Origin of the sequence: Pseudomonas sp. CFBP2511 (assembly GCF_030209255.1) — a bacterium.
In the GTDB taxonomy this organism is placed as follows: Bacteria; Pseudomonadota; Gammaproteobacteria; order Pseudomonadales; family Pseudomonadaceae; genus Aquipseudomonas; species Aquipseudomonas avellanae.
Window position 1 is genome coordinate 1 of sequence record NZ_JARVSI010000008.1, and the last position, 20,064, is coordinate 20,064.

Genomic DNA, 20,064 nt, shown 5'->3' on the forward strand with positions numbered 1-20,064 from the left:
GAGGCAGACCATGCCGCTAAGTCTCCATAGGCGTATCCGTAGGTACGCATAATGTATATTATGTTAAATTGTATCTGTTTGTAACTGTGGGAGAACGTGATCATCGTCTTCGATAATCAAGAAATCAGGACCTAAGGATTTTGTGGGGCTGGCCGATATAGAATAGATGATACGTTTTGCTACATTTCCGTACCAATGGCCTACTGCGGGCATCTCATGAGGCATATACGTTGAATATCTCCACTCAGCTCTCCAATTTCAGCTTCACGCCAACGGTCCTCCCTGCATCCAGGCCTGACAGTGGCAAGGTCACTGATGAATCGCTTGAGTCGTCTTCTGCAGCTCCAGCCGCAGTTGCGGTCGAAGGGGTAAAAGTTTCATTGTCTGGTGCGGGCATTCAGAAGTCTGCCGACGACAATAAACCAAAGTCGAATGCCGATATCGAATCAAGCGGCTTACCAGAACAGACGCAAAAAACCCTCAAGATGATCCGCGAGCTGAAGCGACAAATTGAGGAGAAACAACAGGAGTTACAGTCACTGATGGCTGATCAGAGCATGGACCCTGAAATCAAAAAATCCAAAATCGGCGCATTGGTCACGGAGATCTCAACCCTTACAGCTGGCTTGGCGACTGCCAACAATGCCTTGGTAAAACAGGCCCGCAGCAATAAGATTTCACCCGATCAGTTGCAACAAGCCCAACAACTCGCGGCGAAGTGATGCCGCGAAGTCCTCATAGCTGAGCACCATGACCAGGGCAGATTGATACGAGGCAAACGTGCGCAGAGTTGAGGGACGATGGGATGAAGCCTTAACCCCAGAAACCCTGCGCGTCAACGCAGGCCTGCCCTCCTCCCTTTACAGCAGATGAATAATGCGGAACCGAAGCTTCGATGGCCTGCACTGATGCACGTGTCCGCATTTTTTTCAGATGGCTACTGCGCCGATACCCCCTCGATCAGATAAACGTCTGTTTTGGCTGAACGTTGGCGGACTTTTCTCAATTCGGTGTACTCGGCAGAGTTGTACCAGGCTTGGGCTTTTTCTACGCTCGCAAACTCAATGACAACGCGTCGACGTTTTGGCGCGGTACCTTCGAGTGAAATAGTTTTGCCGCCACGTACGATGAAATGACCTCCATAAGGTTTGAAGGTTGACTCGACCTGAGCACTGTAAGGCTTCATTCCCTCAGCATCGGTAATCTCAAATTCAGCAACATAATAGGCCGGGCGCGTTTCCTCCTTTGCTTCTGATGCGATCACTAAGCCACTGGTTGCCGCAAAAAACACCAGGCCCGCCACTGCAAGTGCCACACCCTTCAAGTTTCTCATCACTTTTCTCCATTAAAAATCGGGCTGCTCAGTCGGTTAATATCCTGCCAACCAGCCTCCAACAGAAAGTTAATCATCTCCCGGTTTGAGTGCTGAGTTGAACCGGTTCGGTTTCAATCAACACTCTGGACATGATCATCGACTGGGTGGCTTTCACGTATTTCTGAAAATGCGCGGACGCAATATGGCTTCGATACGCGGCTTCATCTGCATAGATTTCGAAGAAGTGCAGCCGATTCGGATGATCTTTTTCCGCAACCGAATAAATGGACAGTACACCTGGCTCAAGGCGAACGGAATCGGTCATTTCCTCTTTGACTGCAGTGTGATAGGCCGCCAATTGAGCAGGATCAATCACAAGCTGAGCGATACGCACAACCTTTTCCATCGGCTCACCTGCGAGCACCGATCCCCCCCAAAAACAAACCACAGCAACAGCAGCGCACAGGACTGGAACTCGCATTCGTCTACCTTTGATAGTTATTGACGAGTCATGCTACAGCGCATCCTCGAAGAGAACTCATGAGCAGATCAGATAACCGTTATGGACCATCAGCACGGGGTGGGCAAGGTTATCGTTATTGATATCGGGGTTGTAAAGGTACATCAGTTCAGCTCGCGGGCGAAACTCAGGGAGCACTGCTGAGCGCTGCTCATGGCTTCATTCTGAAAATCCCGGTTATCAGCCGAAGTCCAGTGCCATAGGCTCTAATCCTGGATGGTCCAACAAAAGAGGCTCACACAGTGCATTGGCAATTGGCGCAATGCGCCAGGAAGGAATCATGTAAGAGTATCCGGCTTCAGCCATCCGAGCCGTGAGTTAATGGAGAGACGTTGATGAACCCTGGAAAACCCACTACAGCCGACGCGGGGATTGAACTATCCCGGCGACAAGTTCTGATAGGTACTGCGGGTACTGCGGTCACAGCAGTATTCGCGAAGGTCGATGATGCGCAAGCGGTTGCCAAGCTGAAGTCCTCACCCCAGAGCCCGCCGGGCAGCCATGTAACGTTCACCCTCAACGGCCGACGATTTGCTATGGATGTAGACAACCGCACCACTCTTCTGGACGTCCTTCGAGAAAGGCTGCATTTGACCGGTACCAAGAAGGGCTGCGACCACGGCCAGTGCGGTGCCTGTACGGTGATCGTAGAAGGTAGACGAATCAACTCATGCCTTACGCTTGCAGTCATGCACGAAGGCGACAGCATCACCACCATTGAAGGGCTCGGTACGCCGGACAATCTGCATCCGCTGCAATCGGCGTTCATCAAACATGACGGCTATCAATGCGGTTACTGCACACCTGGGCAGATTTGCTCGGCAGTCGCGATGCTTGAAGAAATAAAGGCCGGCATACCCAGCCACATAAGTAGCGACTTGCTCGCCAAGAGCCCCGTCACCGCCGCTGAAATCCGCGAACGCATGAGTGGCAATATCTGCCGATGCGGCGCGTACTCCAACATCGTCGATGCCATTCATGAAGTGGCCGGAGGTGAGGCATGAAACCCTTCACTTACGAACGGGCGACATCTGTACTGCAAGCGGTGAACGCTGCCGCCAATAATCCGGGCTTCCGATTCATCGCCGGCGGTACCAATTTGCTCGATCTGATGAAGCTGGAAATAGAGACCCCTCAGCACCTGATTGATGTAAACGGACTGGCGCTCGACAAAATTACCCCGACCGAGGACGGCGGATTAAGAATCGGCGCCTTGGTGCGCAACACCGACCTGGCCGCTGCGCCCCAGGTTCGTCGAGACTACGCCGTACTGTCCAAAGCACTGCTTGCCGGAGCGTCAGGGCAACTGCGCAATAAAGCCACAACGGCAGGCAACCTATTGCAACGCACACGCTGCGCCTACTTTTACGATACCCATCAGCCGTGCAACAAGCGGCGCCCAGGTGCCGGCTGCTCTGCGATGGGTGGCGCCAGCCGGCAACAAGCGATTATCGGGATCAGCAATGCCTGCATTGCCAGCCATCCGAGCGATATGGCCGTGGCAATGCGGGCATTGGACGCGAAGGTAGAAACACTCAACTCAGACGGTCAAGTCAGGACGATTGCAATCGCCGATCTATACCTGGCTCCCGGCGACACTCCAAACATAGAAAATACCTTGGGTCACGCGGAACTGATTACTGCTGTGACCCTGCCTAAACCCATAGGCGGCAAGCATATCTACTACAAGGTTCGTGACCGTGCGTCCTACGCATTTGCGCTGTTGTCTGTCGCGGCGATCGTGCTGCCCGACCAAACGGGGCAGTTGGCCTTGGGGGGCGTGGCCTACAAGCCTTGGCGAAGCGAAGATGCCGAAGTGTACTTCCCTGACGGCGCGACGGCCGTAACGACACGTTTGCTGGCTGGCGCCAATCCTACCGCGCAGAACGCTTTCAAAATCAAACTTGCAGAACGGACGATTGGTCTTGTTCTTTCCAGCGCGTCTTCTCAAGAAATTACCGGTAGTGCACGGCTGCGGTCAACTGACCAGGAGTAAGCCTCATGAAGTTTGATTCGCCTGCGAGCACAAATCCCATCGATCAAATGAAGGTCATTGGGCAGCCGAAAGACCGCGTTGAAGGCCAACTGAAAACAACCGGCGCTGCAACCTATGCTTACGAACAACAGGCCACTGTTAGCCCCCCTGCTTACGGCTATGTAGTAGGTTCTTCAATCAGCAAGGGACGCATCACTTCAATCGATTCTAGCGAGGCGCGCCACGCCAGCGGCGTTATCGCAATCGTCACCCATGAGAATGCAGGTCAACTGGACAGGGGGGAATTTTACGTTGATCGCGCACTTGCCGGCCCTCAGGTGGACCACTACCACCAGGCAGTAGCAATCGTCGTCGCGCAGACGTTCGAACAAGCCAGAGCCGCCTCGGCTTTGCTTCGCATCTATTACGTCAGAGAGCCTGGCGCTTATGACCTGGCAGCACAGCGAGCGTCTGCCATAACCCCGCCGCCGGGGGCATTTGGCCCTCCTCCGCACACTGCCATCGGAGATTTCGACGGCGCGTTCAAGAAGGCAGCGTTCTCGCTCGAAGGCCACTACACCACCCCGGATCATGCGCACGCGATGATGGAGCCCCACGCGACCATCGCTCAGTGGCAGGGAGAGAAACTAACGTTATGGACGTCTATTCAGCAAATGAACTGGGGCGTCAGGGATCTTGCCAAGACACTGGGCATCCCCAAAGACAACATTCATCTGATCTCGCCTTACATTGGTGGCGGCTTTGGCGGCAAAGGCACGATTCTGTGTGACGCCGTGTTGGCCTCGCTTGCAGCTAGAGCAGCCGGGCGGCCCGTCAAAGTTGCACTTCCCCGCCCACTCATGTTTAACAACCTGACGCACAGGCCTGCGACGATTCAAAGAATACGACTCGGCGCCAATCCGGACGGCACACTAACAGCCATCGGCCACGAGAGTTGGTCAGGCAATCTGCGCGGTGGTCGTACTGAGGCCGCAACGGCCTCGACCCGAACGTTGTATGCGGGCGCTAACCGTATGACCCGTTTGTACCTTGCCGAACTCGACCTTGCCGAAGGCAGCGCAATGCGTGCGCCTGGTGAAGCGCCAGGCATGATGGCGCTGGAAATTGCCATGGACGAAATGGCTGAAAAACTGGGTATGGATCCTGTGAAGTTTCGCGTCATCAACGACACCCAGGTAGACCCGGAGCAGCCTGATCGCACCTTTTCCAAGCGCCAGTTGGTCGAATGTCTGAACACGGGAGCTGATCGTTTCGGCTGGGCTCAACGCAATCCCCTTCCCGGCAAGAAACTGCATGACGGCTGGTGGATCGGAGTCGGAATGGCTTCCGCGATTCGGGGCGCACCTACAACGAAATCCGCTGCTCGCGTTCGGCTTGACCGCAAAGGCTTGATCACCGTCGAAACAGATATGACAGACATCGGAACAGGCTCTTACACGATCATTGCCCAGACTGCTGCTGAAATGTTGGGCGTTGAAATGGACAAGGTGAACGTCTATTTGGGCGATTCAAGATTTCCGGAGTCTTCAGGGTCTGGTGGCCAATGGGGAGCTGCCTCATCAACGGCGGGCGTCTATGCCGCCTGCGTAAAACTCAGGGAAGTCATCGCTGACAAGTTGGGCCTGGATCCAACAAAAGCGGAATTTATCGGTGGGCACGTTCGTGAAGGCTTGAAAAACCTGCCATTGGAAGAGGCGACAAAGGATGGCGACCTATTGGCCGAGGACGTCATGGAGTTCGGCGACCTGGCAAAGCAGTACGCCCAGCAAACCTTTGGCGCTCACTTTGTGGAGGTTGGCGTAAACGCCGCCACAGGGGAAATTCGCATTCGCCGTCAGTTGGCGGTCTGCGCAGCAGGCAGAATACTCAACCCCAAAACAGCTCGTAGTCAGATCATTGGGGGAATGACGATGGGCGCGGGTGCAGCGCTTATGGAAGAAATGATTGTGGATCATCGGTTAGGTTTTTTTGTTAATCACGATCTGGCCAGTTACGAAGTGCCGGTGCATGCCGACATTCCTCATCAGGAGGTCATTTTTCTGGATGAAGTAGACCCCTATGCGACGCCTCTTAAAGCTAAAGGCGTAGGCGAGCTCGGTATTTCCGGAGCAGCCGCAGCAATCGCCAACGCTGTCTATAACGCCACCGGCATAAGGGTGCGCGATTACCCGATCACACTCGATAAACTCATTGATCATTTGCCCGCTCTGGGCTGACTTTCCCCATGACTAACTGTTTTCGCTTCGGAGTAACAAATGCAGCTAAGCCGCACGAATTTGGCAGACATTGTTTATTTCCTAGCCATCGCTCGGCATCAAAGCTTCAGAAAAGCAGGTCTGGAGGTGGGAATCAGTGCCTCAGCGCTCAGTCATGCCATGAAAGGACTTGAGACGCGGCTTGGCGTTCGGCTGCTCAATCGCACCACCCGAAGCGTGACCCTGACAGCCGCTGGCGAGGAGTTGCAGGGCCTCATCAGCGCTCCGGTCAATGACATAGGCCAAGCGCTGGAGACCCTCAACCGGCTACGCGATGAGCCCGCCGGGCGTATCCGCCTGAACGTCTTGAGCGACGGCGCAAAACTACTGCTGGGCCCCGTTCTCCCGGTTTTTATTGATCGCTATCCGGACATCGAGGTTGACCTCACCGTGACCAATAAAATGGTCGATATTATCGGCGACGGTCATGATGCAGGCATTCGCTTTGGTGGGACGGTTCCCGAAGACATGATAGCTCAACGACTTTCTCCCGATGTAGCCTGGGCAGTCGTTGGCGCGCCAGCTTACCTTCAGCGATTCGGCACGCCTAAACATCCAGAAGATCTGCACCAACATCGTTGTTTACGCGTGCGCCTGGGTAATGCGCACATCTACCATTGGCAATTCTCGAAAGACGGTCAACGGATGGAGATTGACGCTCCCGGAGCCATCACGATCGATGAAGCACGCGTTGGTGTCGCGATGGCGATGCGCGGCGCTGGATTGATGTACGTTCTCGCCTCTGTAGTTGAGCGACAGATTACGGAAGGCTCACTGCAGCGAGTGCTTGAAGACTGGACTCACTACGACCCGGGGTTTCACATCTATTATTCAAGCTTCAGACAGGTTCCTGTAGGCCTGCGCCTGCTCATTGACCTCATCCGCGAACTTGAACCTCTAGGGCCACTTCCATAACGCATTCAGCTCGCCTGCCGCTTGGTGAAAACATCGCTAAAGACCGGCACTGCCGAAAATGCGTTAGGCCAGCCAGCGTAGAACGCGAGGTGTGACAGCAGTTCGGAGGCCTCGGTCTGCGTCAGACCATTGTCCATCGCACGATTGAGGTGGTAGCCGATCTGGGCAACCTGACCATTGGCTACTAACGTCGTGACGGTGATCAAGCTACGGTCTCTGGGTGCAAGACCAGGTCGCAGCCATAAATCATTGAACAGCGCGCTGGTGGTGTACTGCACTAACCCAGGTGAAACCGGGCCAACCGATTTGTCGACACTCGCTACGCGGGCATCTTCGGCAGCCTGATCAACAGGCAGAAGGACGGGCGATACCGGAGCCAGTTGATCAGGTGATATACCGTTCCTGCTAAAGACTTCCTTGACGATCGGAGCTGCCTGAGTGGCATTCCCCCAACCCGAGTAAAACGCGAGGTGGTTGATTAATTCCGACAACTCTAAAGGCGTCACACCATTCTTTAGCGCCAGATCTGCATGAGCGGCCAGCTCTGCTGATTGACCTCGAGCAACCAGCACAGCCACGGTAGCCAAGCTTCGATCGCGGGGAGACAACTCTGAGCGTTTCCATACTTCATCAAAGAGTAGTGTGTCGGTGTTGTGAGCCATTACTGGTGAAATGGAGCGCACATCGGCGGAGTTTGGCATGTGAGAATTTTCCTTGGTCATCGCCACGCTGGCTGTGGCGAATGCAGACAAACATATCGCTAAGCTTGCTGCTGAAAATGTGCGAATAATCATAATGAAGCGCCGTACTGGGCTTCGGTGACAGGCTCAAGCCACTCGACACTTTTGCCCTCAAGCACCTCTTGAATAGCCATATGGGTCACGCCAGTGGTGCTCGTTGCGCCATGCCAATGCTTGATGCCGGGGGGCGTCCATATCACATCCCCAGGCTTGATGACCTGTTTGTCGGCGCCCTGTTGTTGAACCCATCCGGTACCCGTCGTGACCACCAACGTTTGTCCCAGCGGGTGGGTATGCCAATTGGATCGCGCCCCTGGCTGGAAGGTGACATAGCCTGCCGAGACCTTCGATGGTGCTTGTGCGGCAAACAGAGGGTCTATTCGTGCGTTGCCCACGAAATGAGTGGGTGCCCCGATTATGGATGCCTGCTCGCCATTTCTAACGATCGTCATGGATTGCGCAGAGGGGGCATCGTCAGCGTGGGCGTTGAATACGATGGTGGCCAATAGGCCTATTGCAGGCATGGCTGATCTTTGACGCATCGGTAGCTCCTTGCTGAGTGAATAGAGTTGCAACCAACCTAATTCATGCCTCTGCATTCAACTACCGGCTTATTGATTCATGCACCGATGAGCAGCACTCAGTAATGCGCACGTGCGCGTTCAGCCATGCCGGGCCGTAGCCTGGAGCTTATTCATACCATGCACCATTTGCTTCAGGAAGACGCCAGACAAGCGCCTGACCGTTTGGCAGGGGATCAACGGTTTCAGCCAACTGCGATGGCCTCGCTCGCCAGTCAAAAAATCGGATCTTTCCAGCGCGTAGACGTCCAATCTTGAGATCGCCACTCATCCAACGCCCTGTAGCGTTTCAACCCAGGAAACCCCATGACCTTCTTCATCTTCCTTCTAGCCTGCTCCGCCGCCGCCGCAACCGGCATCATCTTCAAACCGGGCGCATGGTACGAATCCCTTCAAAAACCTGCCTTCACCCCACCAAACTGGGCATTTCCGGTGGCGTGGACCACGATCTATCTGCTCTTGGCCTGGGCAGGATATCGTCTCACCCTCCTCCCCGGCAGCCAGACCGTGCTGGCGCTATGGGCCGCTCAAATTGCACTGAACACCTTATGGACCCCGGTATTCTTTGGCGCAAACCGCATCGCCGCCGCGATGGTGATTCTTGCCCTGCTGTGGATCGTTGTCGCCACAATGATCGTGATGGCATTGCAGCTGGACATCATTACAGGTCTGATTTTGTTTCCCTATCTGGTGTGGCTCTCGGTGGCTGCGGCGCTGAACTTTTCTATTCTGCGCCACAACCGATAATCGCCTGCTCGAGTGCACTACAGCGCATAGCGCCGGCAATGTTCCAGATAGCCTTGCTCGTGGCTGCCCACCAGTTGAACGACGCTCGACCATAACCAGGATGGAGCGTCCAGGGTCTGGGATCGATTCGTTTGCAGATCCCGGATCCACGCCGCGCGTGTTGCCAGGTCCATCTGCCTGGCGTGGGCAATACCGACGACTTTCGCGAGGTATGCGGCCGCTTGCATGGCCTCCTGCTGGGTGAGTTCATCAAGTTCCAGCTTCATATCCTGAGGGAGCAACTCGCGTATGAAGAACGAGTGATCCAGCATGCGTACGGCCACCATCCGGCTTCCCAGCCCTGGTGAAAGATGCCGTGCGCCCTCCATTACTCGTTTGCCATTGTCTCTGGGCATACGCGCTCTGGCAGTACGCGGCGCCGCAGCGGCCACCGCTTCCTTGATGTCCAGCAGGCAAAACTCTTGATCATCTTCATCACCGACGCCCATTAGCACTGCGTAGCGAAGCAGCCCCAGCGAGCTGCATCCCTTTACCCAATACGCAGAGTCGAGTAACTGCACATGGTCATCATGGGACCTGCCTTTGATCGATGTCACCAGTGCATGAATCTCCGGCGTCGTGCAGAGCGTTTTGATGGCTTCGCGCTCCGCACGCGAGAGTGCCCAGAAATGCTTGCCCAGTGGAATGCTGGGTTGAGTGTCCTCGAAGCGCTCCTTGGCGAGATGCTTCCATGTGCGTTGTACAGCGCTACGCATCCCGATTTTTACTTGTAGCGGGCGTTCAGGCTCTTCATCGCCATCGCCCATGAAAGCCTCCTCGTAGCCTTGCATCATCTCTTCCAGCATGCGTGCCGTTGTGACACCGGGCAGGTCCGAGCCGCGAGCAGCCGTTGCCAGCGACAACCCCAGCCTCACCAGGTCGTGAGCAGGATTGCCTATCACGGCTTGATCAAGGTCGCGTATGTGCATGTCTATGCGCCCTTTTGAATCGCCTGTTGGCCCCAGATTGCCGGCATGACAGTCCCCGCAAATCCAGACCGGCGGGCCGCTGGGCAGACGTCTGCCTGACTGACTGTGAAGCCACTCGTAGAACTGCGCGGTATTGCCGCGAACGAACGCATGCGCTGAGCGCGCCATCTTCAGATTGCGAAGGTTAGTCAGGGTTTTGAGGCGTGCGTTGGGTCGAGGCGTTTTCATTGGAAAACCTTGAAGAGAGTTACTCCATTGACTCGTGAGGTTGCGTGAATGTTTCAGGATATTTCAAATTTTGATTGGTTGCCTGTTACCCCTCGCTAGCTGATAACAGCAGCGTTAGCAGATGGTCTCTGGCGCTTGCTGACAAATTGTAGGTTTTAGGCGCGGTGTCTTGCGAGGCTTGCATTCATGTCTGAAAATATTCCACATAGCTCATTGGCAAGCCTTCGAATCTCATCGGCTGCGGGCGATAAAGGTGCGATTTCAACCAGCGAATTAAAATAACAAAAGCCATCTTTAAATGGGCGGGAGCTGTTGAAGATATCTATTTCCATTGCATGGGCTTTTGTCATGAATGTGTTCAAAAAGGGTATTCCTACCTCCCTGGCGGCCTGAAAAACCATCGCCTGGTGTTGGTAGGCTTCAATAACGTCCTGTTTCGCGTCTTTAAGGTTTTGCGGAGTTTCTATATACTCAAACGTGTCTTCTCTCCCAGAGTACGGTGCGTGATTTGTGATAAGCCCATATAAGATCGGTGTGGGCAGGCCAGGTTTGATGCTCTGAACATCTTCGCAGAAATTTCGAGCGCTCCAAATCGATGAGAGACAATCGTTATCCAGAATCACGGCAACTAAGTTTGATAGCAGCTTCACTTTTGTCAAGTCACGATTGAGATCTAGAAAAAGGTAGTCGTAGCGCTTTGTTAAATCCATAAACGTGTGAGGCGCAGATTTCTTTGCTTGTAGGGTTTGAAGATCACCACTCAGCGAAGGATTAAGTATGTTTCGGTCTAGCCCATCACAACCTTGTCTCTCTCTTTTTAACGCTTGCTCAAGTTCTTCAATTTCCGATGGGTACATTATGACATCTTCTTCACCGTAAAAATCTACCATACTAGCTTTTCCCTTGAGCCGATGACTGACCCAGGAATCTTTATCCGCACGACAATAAAAAACTGAATCGTTAGTAATGATTGCGACTTTCTTGCCGATTGATCCTAGATACGCTGCAACGGCGACAGTAATAGGTGACTTACCTACGCCGCCTTTGTAAGTCGTTATGCTAATGACCTTGCAGGCGCTTTTTAAAACTCTGCCGTCATTGGAGATTGGAGGATAAGGTACATCATGTCGCCCACAAAATGCTATCAGCCTCTCTTTCGGGATCCGTGTAAAGGAGGCACTGTTAACGTCTGTTTCATAGGTTCTCCATGTTCGCTCATGAACATGAACAGATGCCGCAGCTTTTTTTACCGTTAACCCGCATGCTTTACGAAGCTCTTTGAGCTGTTGAGGATGGATATCTGACATAACGCGCGCTACCTCCAATTTTGGCTAGCATAGCCAAGCGCTTTGGAGGTGGATAGACGGTATTTTCTTCCGGTAGACCCGGAACCGGCAAGTATCTGCGCGCAAAAACCTATGCCTCAGGAGGATGCTTGATCCATGCGTCGTATCGAGAGAGCCTCCAGAATATAGAGCTGATTTATAAGCATGAATTCGCGCACAGCTTCACTCGGATCTGTGATCATTTCCCTGTGCGCTCGCGGATTGCGGTAGGCCAAGAAAACGGCAACGAATAAGCCGGATTTTCCTGCCTGCTCTCCGCGATCAAGGTCATCCCAGTGAAGCACCGATTGGTCTCCCTCAAATGCTCGCTTGAAGAGATTGCTTCCAGACTTGTCGTGTACGCCGATTCGATCACGAACAATGTCTTCCAGCCTGCGAAAAGCAGTGCTGATTGCCAAGTCGGGGCTGTCGAAAAATCTGACTGCCAGATCAATTAGCCGAATATCAAGCAGCCTCAGATTTAGTGAGACTGGAAATTCCTGTAGTAGTATCGAGTCCAGAACGGCACGTTCCCAGTTTTGTGAGCGACTGATGTAGTCTCGATATCCGGTCGGACGAACCGGTCGCGACTTCTTAAGCTTTTCCAGATCAGAATGCAAAAGACATCCCTTGATGCAGTGCTCATGAAACTCTCGATCAACGACATACTCGTCGATCTCAATCTGGAATAGCTCCAGAGTTTGTAAAGCTTTGGACAGGCCTGTCGGCCCTTCTCCCAAATAGCCGGATGTAAATCCTGGCTTGATCAGTACCTGCTGCATGGGCGAAATGTTCAAAAGCAAGCTGTGCTCTCCCATTTTGCCGTCGAACCAGGACAGGAGCCAAGCTGACTGAATTTTCTTGTTCGTGCCAATAACATTTACAAGCGCGTCCAGGCAACGCTGCGTCAATCCCTCAGTCCCGTGATACTCGATGCCAGCGAGTTTATCCTTATCAAATTTTTTACCCATTTTTTTATTCCTGTCAAAAATGCGCGGCTTTGTAGGCTTCTGTTAATCCGCTAGGCCATCCCAAGACATGAAGGCTCTTTTAACTGCGTATGGAATCCAGGATAGCTTTTGCGCGAACGCACCGCGATTTTCTGTCTGCCCTTCACATAAAAACCCCAGCCCCTCCTCCCAAAACCGTCAACCCACCCACCATATAAAAATTGACACAAACGGCAATTTGCCACTAATGTGGCGGCCTGCCGACGTATAACCGTCAGCCAACGGATTGAATTGCAAGGGAATGTTTAGTATGCACGGTGCGCTCCTTCGTACTGGCAAAAGCGATGAATTCATCGCTGTAGGCGAAACCGGGCAACCTGTCTACAAGGCCGCGTTGCAACTGATTGCCGCCCTCACCCGCAAATCGCCATCCCTGGTGAATTTCCTTGCCGTGCCGAAAAGCAACGAGCAAGGCAGTGTCATCGATTGGTACAGCCCGATTCAAGGTGATGTAGTGCCTTGGAGCTCGGCGACTGAGGCCGAGCGTGACGTCGCCAGAACCCAGCTGAACCATTTCAAGACGGCTATCGCCGAGATGAGCGCGTCGCTGGTGCAGGCCGGCAGCAAAGGCGGCCAGAGCGATCAAATTATTTTCGGCAAGCTGTTGGGGCTGGTTCCGCATGCTCCCGCTGACAGTTACGTTTATCTGGTCGAAGCCACACGCACCAACGCAGAAGGCGCAGTCGAGCGTTACAGCCAGCCGATTCTGACGTTTTGGGGCTTTGTACAGAATGAAGGTGATCGACACCGTGATCCGCTTTATTTTCTGACGCCCCGAGCAGCAACCCCCGCACCCTCCCCCCTGCCAACCACGCCCGTGCCGGAAGCTCCGGCCGTGCTGCCGTTTGTTGCCGAGCCGGCTCGGCCCTGGTGGCGGCGTTTCTGGTGGCTTTTGCCGTTGCTGCTGATCCTGGCGCTGCTGCTGTTTGGTCTGCTGAGAGGCTGTTTGCCAACAGCCACCTTGCCTGTTGTGGATGTGACGTTACCCACTGTGCCGGTCACCACAGAGAGCATTCAGCTGAAAGACCCGGCGATAGAAAGCAGTGTGGTCAGCGCTGCGCCATTGCCTTCTATCGCGAACGTGTCCACCGGCGAGCCTTCTTCCGGAGCGCCCGTCGAAGCCCCTGCGGCAGCGCCGATGCCCGAGCCTGAGCCGCAAGTCAGCGAGCCTGCTCCTGCCGAGCAGCCTGAGAAGCAAGTGCCGCCACAGCCACCAGCGCCCAGCGCCGAACCCGCCCAGGCCAGCGCCCCAGGCGCGCCGTTGAGCATTCCGCCTGGCGCTGCCGAAGGGCCTGCCGAGTTTCTGAACGGTAATTACCGCGCCGGTGCCGGGATCATGGATGCCAAGACTTCCAGGCCGTTACGGCTTGAGTACGCGTTCGAAAAAGGCCAGGGCAAAGTCACCATCCGACGCCCGGATGGCGTGTCTTGTTCCGGCGCGATCAACGCGGCCATGAACGGCGGCAACCTGGCGTTGAACAGTCAGGCACAGGCCGACTGCACTGACGGTAGTGGCTACGACATGCCTCAGGTGTCCTGCAAGCCGGGTGCCCAGAGCATCGCCGACTGCAACGGTAACTATGGCAATACCCAATTCCCCATGTCCATGCGGCGCGAATAAAGGCTGTACCCATGCTGCCAGAACTGACGCAATTTGAAGACACCGTTCACCTGATCAATGACAGCGGAATCCAGTTCCTGGACTTCGCCGTCAAACTTGATCTGCGTAACGAGCCTGCCGGACGTTTTGCGAAAATGGGCAATACGCTCATTTCGCGTCTGCTGCAGAACCAGGAAACCAAGCAGTATTTCCACTTCGGGCCGGTGGGCACAGCCAACCAGTCCGGTGAGCGGCTGGCTCAATCACAGTCTCAGGAGCGTCTGGTCAGCGAAGTCGACGACGAAGACCTCACGCTGGGTATGCAGTCCAGTTTCAAGCTGCTGGACGGCTTGTGGCTGCCCGCGCCGGTGTTTCGTTTTCTGCCGCCACAGCGTTACGACGAAGGCCCGACCAACTGGGCACGGGTTCGTCTGATCGAGCTTGAACAGCCTGATGTTGATGGCAACACTCACCGTCTGACACTGGCATTCGACACGCGCTCTATGGCGTCGGCAACCGGCATGCAATACCTGGCACCGACCCGGGACGACATCAATGCCGGTTCGTCCTTTCGCCTGGCGTGCCACGCGCGCCAGAGCCGCTGGTTTCTGGACCAGAAATGGGTGCAGGACTGGCTGGCGGAAATCTACCGTGAAGGCAACCGGCATCGTCCCAGCGAAGACGTTGAAGAAGAGCTGGTCGAGCAGCGCCACATTGGTCACTACCTCAACCTGCTGAGCCTCATGGCCAAGCCTGTTCCCGAGCAGCGCAGCAGCGAACCTGCACGTGTTGTCGTACCGGAAATAAAGCTTGCCGCCAATGGCGCAGACTCGATAGACCCGCCTATTCAGGTGGACCTGGTGCTGGATGTGGGCAACTCGCGCACCTGCGGCATTCTGATCGAGAACCACGGGCAGTCAGGCGACGGGATGAAGCACAACTACATCCTGCAGATTCGCGATCTGGTCAACCCTGAGCGGGTCTACAGCCAGCCGTTCGAGAGCCGTGTGGAGTTCGCCCAGGCCTCGTTCGGCAAGGAAAACTTCTCGGTCCAGAGTGGCCGGCATGATGCGTTTCAGTGGCCAACCATTGCCCGGGTCGGTGTCGAAGCCGGGCGTTTGTCTGGCCGTCGGCGTGGGACTGAGGGCTCTACAGGCCTGTCGAGCCCCAAACGCTACCTGTGGGACGAAAACGCCTACACCCACGGCTGGCGCTTCAACAATTCGTACGTGCAGACCGACAGCGAGCCCAAAGCGACCGCCGCGCCGTTCTCGCACAAGATCACCAAGCTCGGTCAGGCGTTCTACAAGCTCAAGAATGAAGACGACCGCCTGCCTGCGTTCTCGCCGCAATACTCGCGCAGCTCGCTGATGACATTCATGCTCGCCGAGGTGCTGACGCAAGCGCTGTTGCAAATCAACAGCCCGGCGCAACGCACCCGCATGGGACACACTCAGCGGCCTCGCCAGTTGTCCAGCATCATCCTGACCGTACCGCCGGGGATGCCGCAGGTAGAGCGCAGCTTGCTTAACGACCGGCTGCTTCAGGCGCTGGCGCTGGTCTGGAAATGCATGGGCTGGCACGAAGGCGACCTCGACCCGAGCAAGGCCAAGGGGCTGAATTCGCCCGTGCCTGCGCCTCGTGTGCCATTGCCGCGCATAAAAGTGGAGTGGGATGAAGCCACGTGTGGTCAGCTTGTCTACCTGTACACCGAAATTCGCGAGAACTTTGCCGGCCACGCACAAGAATTCTTCGACACGCTGGCACGCCCGGACAAGGCCAATCGCGAACATATCACTCTGGCAAGCATCGATATCGGCGGCGGCACTACCGACCTGGTCATCACTGATTACTCGCTGGAACGCGGCGCTGAACAGGCGAGCGGCAGCAACGTTTCGATCATTCCCGAACAGCGCTTCCGGGACAGCTTCAAGGTGGCCGGCGATGACATCCTGCTGGACATTATCCAGCGTTTTGTACTACCCGCTCTGGAGCAAGCGCTCAGTGACTTTGGTGTGGTTTCGCCGCGCTCGCTGCTGTCGCGACTGTGCGGCGACGAAAGCACCAGCGCCCAGGAAGCCATCCTGCGCCAACAGCTGAACCTGCAAGTGTTTGTGCCGCTGGGCCTGCGCCTGCTCAAGGACTACGAAACCTACGACCCTGAATTGCCAAGCCCGGTTCATGACTACTGTTTTGCTGATCTGTTGGAAAAAGAGGCGATCAGTGACCGTATTCGCGAATACGTGGCCGGTGGCGTGCGACGCATTGATGGCGGTCGCGATGGTTTCGAGCTGGGTCAGGTGGTACTGCGTATCGATCTGCCAGCTATTCACCAAGCCTTCCTCAAAGGCCAGATCAACCTGAGCAAGATCCTCGACGCGCTGTGTGAAGTGGTCTTCCAGTATCCGTGCGACGCATTGCTGCTGACCGGTCGCCCTTCGCGCCTGCCGGGCGTGCAGGCTTACATACGCCGCAAAGTGCCCCTGCCACCGGGGCGCATCGTTCCCATGAACGGTTATCGCACTGGCGGGTGGTACCCCTTCCACCGCAATGGGCAGATTGACGACCCCAAGAGCACCGCAGCGGTTGGCGCGATGCTGTGCCTGCTCAGCGAGCAGCGCAAGGTGTCGAACTTCTATTTCAGCGTTGGCCGGCTCAAGCCGTATTCGACCATGCGTCATATTGGCAAGCTGGACGAAAACAACCTGGTCATCGACCACGACATGCTGTATCGCGATGTGATCAAAAGTGACGCACAAGGCAACGAATTCCTTCAATTGCACGAGCCGCAGCTCGATGGTCCGCAGCTGCGGGTGCTGGGTAAAACACGCCTGGGTTATCGACAGCTCAACGCCGAGCGCTGGGTTGCGGCGCCCTTGTATCTGATCGAGCTCACCGAGCGCGGCACGCGAAAACTGGTCGGCAAACCGACCAAGGACGGCAAGGAAGCCTGCCTGCTGCTGCGTTTTCGTGTCGATGGCGCAGATGCCGACCGTGGCGATGCGGAGATCATCGCTGAAACCCTGGTGATCGACGACAACATCGAGAGCAACACCGGTGAGTCCTTCGATCGCAAGGACGTGAAACTACAGCTCTACACCATGTTGAGCGCCGAAGGTGGTGCCTCCAACTATTGGCTCGACAGCGGGAGCGTGAGTCCGAAATGACTACTCTGACCACCAGACAGATACAACTCGCCCACGCCTGGACATCCGTTCATACAGGCGCTGGTCTGGCCCTTGACTGGGTCGCCGATGTGGCCGAAAAGGTCGAGGAAATCGCCACCAAGGCCGACGCCCTCAGCCGTGACTTGCACCGCGCGCGCAACCTGTCCCGCAGCCTTGGGCGGGTCTCGACGACGCCCATGGGTATCGGTTTCTTCGGCTTGTCTCAGGCAGGCAAGAGCTACCTGATTTCCGCTCTGGCGGCGGACGAGAAAGGCCAGTTGCTGACCCGGCTGGGTACTCAGCAACTGGACTTCATCAAGCACGTGAACCCGGTGGGCGGCGGTAAGGAGGCCACCGGTCTGGTCACGCGGTTCACCCGCACGGCCGCGCCAAGCCTGGACCCGCACTTTCCGGTGGAGCTGCGTCTGTTTCGCGAGGTCGAGATCGCCATCATTTTGGCCAACGCCTGGTTTGAGGATTTCGATCATCAGCGCCTGAACAGCCAAGTCACCGATGCGCAGATCGATGCCCTTCTGCAGCGTTTCGAGGGGCAATTGGCAGCCGCTCCGACACCTGGCGTCAGCAGTGACGACGTGGTGCTGCTATGGGATTACCTGGAGCACCATTACGCTAACGCCATGCGCCCGCTGAACGCCCGTTATTGGCCTTGCGTGGTCAAACTGGCGCCGCGCTTGTCGGCACGCGAGCGCGCTCAATTGTTCGAGCCGCTGTGGGGCGGCATCGGCAAAATGACCGAAACCTATGAGCAACTGGCCTCGGCCCTGCACCGCCTGGGGCTGGCAGAGACAGTTTTTGCGCCCATCAGCGCGCTGGTCACCGAGCGCGATGGGCAACTGGTACAAAGCAACAGCATCATCAACGTCGACATTCTCAGCCGTCTTGGCGGCAGCGCGGACTCGGCCATCGAGGTACGTCCGGCCAGTGAAGGCACTTTGCGCCCTGCCGTGTCGGTGAATCGGGCCGAACTGGCGGCGCTCACCAACGAGTTGATTTTTCGCCTGGATAACGAACCGGCCAACGCCATCGTCAATAGCGTCGATCTGCTCGACTTCCCGGGCTACCGCAGCCGGCAGAAGCTGATGAGCATCAACGAGGCCAGCGAAGTCGACAGCAATGGCACCGCCAACAATCCGGTCGCCAGGCTGTTGCTGCGCGGCAAGGTCGCTTACTTGTTTGAACGTTACACCAACGAGCAGGAAATGAACGCGCTGGTGATGTGCACCAGCACCTTCAAGCAGAGCGAAGTGGTGAGCGTCGGTCCGGTGCTCAAGAGCTGGATCGACAAGACCCAAGGCACCAGCCCCCAGCAGCGCGATGGTCGGGCCAGCGGGCTGATCTGGGCGTTGACCATGTGTGACGGCTTTATCGGCGGCGCGCTCAACGGCGAGGTTGTGCAGTTTCCCGAAGGCTGCGACAACATGCTCAAACTGACCATGATCGAGCGATTCGGCAACGAAGACTGGATGAAACAATGGGGCAGCACGCCTTTCAAGAACACCTATCTGGTGCGCAAGCCGCGCTTCAAGACCAGCTTCATCGAGTTGGCGGCGGACGGTGAAGAACGCGCTTACAACGACTCATCGCACTCTGCGTTACAGGCATTGCAACAAGCGTTCAGCAACAGTGAACTGGTCAAGCGCCATGTGGCAGAACCGCAGGACGCCTGGCAGGCAATGCTGACGCTGAACGACGGCGGCATGACCCGTTTCAGCTCGGCGTTCAGCCCGATTGCCAATATCGACTTCAAGTTACAGCGTATTGCCGAGCAACTGGACGAGTTGATGGTGCAATTACTGCCGCGCCTGGAGCAGTACTACGAAGCCGGTGGCGAAGACGAACGGGCCAGGAAGAAGGTTATCGCCAACCTGATTGCCCGCCCGTTCGCGACCACGCCGCACGGCAAACACGTGCTTGGCGAACTGCTCGGTTACATGTCGTTGCCGGAACAGCAGTTGCGCGACCTTTACCTGAACGGTGATTTCGCCAGCCCTGCCAGCGACGCCACTGCACCGGTGCAGGCCGTCGGCAAGCCTGAAGTGGAATACGACATATTCGGCGAGGCCATCGCAGTCACTGCCACGGTGGAAACACCCGCGGCACCGGCCGTAGCGCCGCAATACCAGAGCCACGAACACCGTTTCGCCCGAGCGGCCTTCGACCTGTGGGCAACACACCTGCGCAACCTCAGCCGTCGCCAGCACCTGCTGGACCTGTTGGAGCTGCCTGCCGAGGCCATCGCCCTGCTGGTCAAGGAACTGGTGGTCTGCGCCGAGCGCCTGGACTTGCCATTGCAGCTCAGCAACGCGCTGCTCAAGCGCGCCCAGAGCGGTGTGCGCAAAGAAAACCTGGTGCAGCGCCAAGTGCTGACCGCGCAACTGCTGCTCAACGACTTCGCCGCCTGGTTCGGGCACACCGCCCAGCCGGCGGGTCAGCGGCCAACGGGCCTGCTGGGTGCCAAACAACCGCTGTTTGCTTTTTATCAAAAGGAAATGCCAGGGCGCTTCCCGCACCTCGCAGCGCAAGCCGACGACCAGAGCGTGATTTTCGCCGATGACTGGATTTCTGGCATTGCCATTCATACCCAGAAAAACGTCGGCCACCGCAAGGGCAAAGAAATCACTCCTGAGCAGAACGAGGCCATGGGCCGCGTCATCCAGGCGTTCAAAGCGAGATAAT

16 protein-coding genes are annotated in these 20,064 nt (G+C 56.0%); 9 read left to right on the top strand and 7 right to left on the bottom strand.

Features of this window, described 5'->3' with window-relative positions; translation table 11 throughout:
• The first annotated feature begins 230 nt into the window (after positions 1–230).
• Positions 231–722 (top strand): hypothetical protein, encoded by a 492-nt coding sequence (locus QRN38_RS07315; protein WP_225982943.1) that lies wholly within the window; start codon positions 231–233, stop codon positions 720–722.
• 215 nt (positions 723–937) lie between these two features.
• Here QRN38_RS07315 and QRN38_RS07320 read toward each other — a convergent pair whose 3' ends face one another.
• The gene (locus tag QRN38_RS07320; protein ID WP_007243891.1) at positions 938–1,333 is read right to left on the bottom strand and encodes a DUF1330 domain-containing protein; all 396 of its coding nucleotides are present in this window, start codon (positions 1,331–1,333) and stop codon (positions 938–940) included.
• 73 nt (positions 1,334–1,406) lie between these two features.
• Positions 1,407–1,796, bottom strand: a complete 390-nt coding sequence (locus QRN38_RS07325) for a putative quinol monooxygenase (protein WP_057418724.1) — start codon at positions 1,794–1,796, stop codon at positions 1,407–1,409.
• A gap of 374 nt (positions 1,797–2,170) precedes the next feature.
• On the opposite strand from QRN38_RS07325, the gene paoA reads away from it, so the two are divergent.
• From paoA to QRN38_RS07345, 4 genes are read left to right on the top strand one after another with little or no spacing between them, the layout of a single operon-like run.
• Positions 2,171–2,839 (top strand): aldehyde dehydrogenase iron-sulfur subunit PaoA, encoded by a 669-nt coding sequence (paoA, locus tag QRN38_RS07330; RefSeq protein WP_054090797.1) that lies wholly within the window; start codon positions 2,171–2,173, stop codon positions 2,837–2,839.
• A complete protein-coding gene (locus QRN38_RS07335) occupies positions 2,836–3,831 on the top strand; it encodes an FAD binding domain-containing protein (RefSeq protein ID WP_010218671.1) in 996 nt (331 codons plus the stop codon). The genes paoA and QRN38_RS07335 overlap by 4 nt, the downstream gene beginning before the upstream one ends.
• Positions 3,832–3,836: 5 nt before the next feature.
• The gene (paoC, locus tag QRN38_RS07340) at positions 3,837–6,047 is read left to right on the top strand and encodes an aldehyde oxidoreductase molybdenum-binding subunit PaoC (protein ID WP_057418723.1); all 2,211 of its coding nucleotides are present in this window, start codon (positions 3,837–3,839) and stop codon (positions 6,045–6,047) included.
• A gap of 39 nt (positions 6,048–6,086) precedes the next feature.
• A complete protein-coding gene (locus QRN38_RS07345) occupies positions 6,087–7,001 on the top strand; it encodes a LysR family transcriptional regulator (RefSeq protein ID WP_057416488.1) in 915 nt (304 codons plus the stop codon).
• Between the two features lie 5 nt (positions 7,002–7,006).
• On the opposite strand, the gene QRN38_RS07350 is transcribed toward QRN38_RS07345, so the two are convergent.
• Positions 7,007–7,795, bottom strand: a complete 789-nt coding sequence (locus tag QRN38_RS07350) for a carboxymuconolactone decarboxylase family protein (RefSeq protein ID WP_007243896.1) — start codon at positions 7,793–7,795, stop codon at positions 7,007–7,009.
• Positions 7,792–8,283, bottom strand: coding sequence for a (R)-mandelonitrile lyase (locus tag QRN38_RS07355; RefSeq protein ID WP_024667893.1), 492 nt, complete (start codon positions 8,281–8,283; stop codon positions 7,792–7,794). Before QRN38_RS07355 ends, QRN38_RS07350 begins: the two co-directional genes overlap by 4 nt.
• Before the next feature lie 345 nt (positions 8,284–8,628).
• Here QRN38_RS07355 and tspO point away from each other — a divergent pair, with 345 nt between their 5' ends.
• Positions 8,629–9,069, top strand: coding sequence for a tryptophan-rich sensory protein TspO (gene tspO, locus QRN38_RS07360; protein ID WP_005740210.1), 441 nt, complete (start codon positions 8,629–8,631; stop codon positions 9,067–9,069).
• Between the two features lie 17 nt (positions 9,070–9,086).
• Here the strand turns inward: tspO and QRN38_RS07365 are convergent, their stop codons facing one another.
• From QRN38_RS07365 to QRN38_RS07375, 3 genes are all read right to left on the bottom strand, one after another.
• Positions 9,087–10,265: a DUF2252 domain-containing protein gene (locus QRN38_RS07365; protein ID WP_024667891.1), complete on the bottom strand. Its 1,179-nt coding sequence runs from the start codon at positions 10,263–10,265 to the stop codon at positions 9,087–9,089.
• 155 nt (positions 10,266–10,420) lie between these two features.
• The gene (locus QRN38_RS07370) at positions 10,421–11,572 is read right to left on the bottom strand and encodes an AAA family ATPase (protein WP_080395385.1); all 1,152 of its coding nucleotides are present in this window, start codon (positions 11,570–11,572) and stop codon (positions 10,421–10,423) included.
• 116 nt (positions 11,573–11,688) lie between these two features.
• Positions 11,689–12,561 carry a TIGR02391 family protein gene (locus QRN38_RS07375; RefSeq protein ID WP_057418721.1) on the bottom strand — a complete coding sequence of 291 codons (873 nt, stop codon included), beginning with the start codon at positions 12,559–12,561 and terminating at the stop codon, positions 11,689–11,691.
• A 289-nt stretch (positions 12,562–12,850) separates the two neighbouring features.
• Here QRN38_RS07375 and QRN38_RS07380 point away from each other — a divergent pair, with 289 nt between their 5' ends.
• Genes QRN38_RS07380 through QRN38_RS07390 form a run of 3 tightly spaced genes read left to right on the top strand, consistent with a single transcriptional unit; the run spans position 12,851 to position 20,063 of the window.
• The gene (locus tag QRN38_RS07380; RefSeq protein WP_285362390.1) at positions 12,851–14,221 is read left to right on the top strand and encodes an SrfA family protein; all 1,371 of its coding nucleotides are present in this window, start codon (positions 12,851–12,853) and stop codon (positions 14,219–14,221) included.
• An 11-nt stretch (positions 14,222–14,232) separates the two neighbouring features.
• Complete coding sequence (locus QRN38_RS07385; RefSeq protein ID WP_057418095.1) at positions 14,233–17,367, top strand: virulence factor SrfB; 3,135 nt, start codon at positions 14,233–14,235, stop codon at positions 17,365–17,367.
• On the top strand, positions 17,364–20,063 hold the full coding sequence (locus QRN38_RS07390) for a putative virulence factor (RefSeq protein ID WP_057418094.1): 2,700 nt from the start codon (positions 17,364–17,366) through the stop codon (positions 20,061–20,063). The genes QRN38_RS07385 and QRN38_RS07390 overlap by 4 nt, the downstream gene beginning before the upstream one ends.
• Position 20,064 lies beyond the last annotated feature (1 nt).

What these genes read in the sequence shown, in the direction of transcription:
- QRN38_RS07365 (WP_024667891.1), bottom strand. Translation starts at nt 10,265, where the DNA reads ATGAAAACGCCTCGACCCAACGCACGCCTCAAAACCCTGACTAACCTT.
- QRN38_RS07380 (WP_285362390.1), top strand. Translation starts at nt 12,851, where the DNA reads ATGCACGGTGCGCTCCTTCGTACTGGCAAAAGCGATGAATTCATCGCT.
- QRN38_RS07390 (WP_057418094.1), top strand. Translation starts at nt 17,364, where the DNA reads ATGACTACTCTGACCACCAGACAGATACAACTCGCCCACGCCTGGACA.
- QRN38_RS07335 (WP_010218671.1), top strand. Translation starts at nt 2,836, where the DNA reads ATGAAACCCTTCACTTACGAACGGGCGACATCTGTACTGCAAGCGGTG.
- QRN38_RS07385 (WP_057418095.1), top strand. Translation starts at nt 14,233, where the DNA reads ATGCTGCCAGAACTGACGCAATTTGAAGACACCGTTCACCTGATCAAT.
- QRN38_RS07320 (WP_007243891.1), bottom strand. Translation starts at nt 1,333, where the DNA reads ATGAGAAACTTGAAGGGTGTGGCACTTGCAGTGGCGGGCCTGGTGTTT.
- QRN38_RS07355 (WP_024667893.1), bottom strand. Translation starts at nt 8,283, where the DNA reads ATGCGTCAAAGATCAGCCATGCCTGCAATAGGCCTATTGGCCACCATC.
- QRN38_RS07345 (WP_057416488.1), top strand. Translation starts at nt 6,087, where the DNA reads ATGCAGCTAAGCCGCACGAATTTGGCAGACATTGTTTATTTCCTAGCC.
- QRN38_RS07375 (WP_057418721.1), bottom strand. Translation starts at nt 12,561, where the DNA reads ATGGGTAAAAAATTTGATAAGGATAAACTCGCTGGCATCGAGTATCAC.
- paoA (WP_054090797.1), top strand. Translation starts at nt 2,171, where the DNA reads ATGAACCCTGGAAAACCCACTACAGCCGACGCGGGGATTGAACTATCC.
- QRN38_RS07350 (WP_007243896.1), bottom strand. Translation starts at nt 7,795, where the DNA reads ATGATTATTCGCACATTTTCAGCAGCAAGCTTAGCGATATGTTTGTCT.
- paoC (WP_057418723.1), top strand. Translation starts at nt 3,837, where the DNA reads ATGAAGTTTGATTCGCCTGCGAGCACAAATCCCATCGATCAAATGAAG.
- QRN38_RS07325 (WP_057418724.1), bottom strand. Translation starts at nt 1,796, where the DNA reads ATGCGAGTTCCAGTCCTGTGCGCTGCTGTTGCTGTGGTTTGTTTTTGG.
- QRN38_RS07370 (WP_080395385.1), bottom strand. Translation starts at nt 11,572, where the DNA reads ATGTCAGATATCCATCCTCAACAGCTCAAAGAGCTTCGTAAAGCATGC.
- tspO (WP_005740210.1), top strand. Translation starts at nt 8,629, where the DNA reads ATGACCTTCTTCATCTTCCTTCTAGCCTGCTCCGCCGCCGCCGCAACC.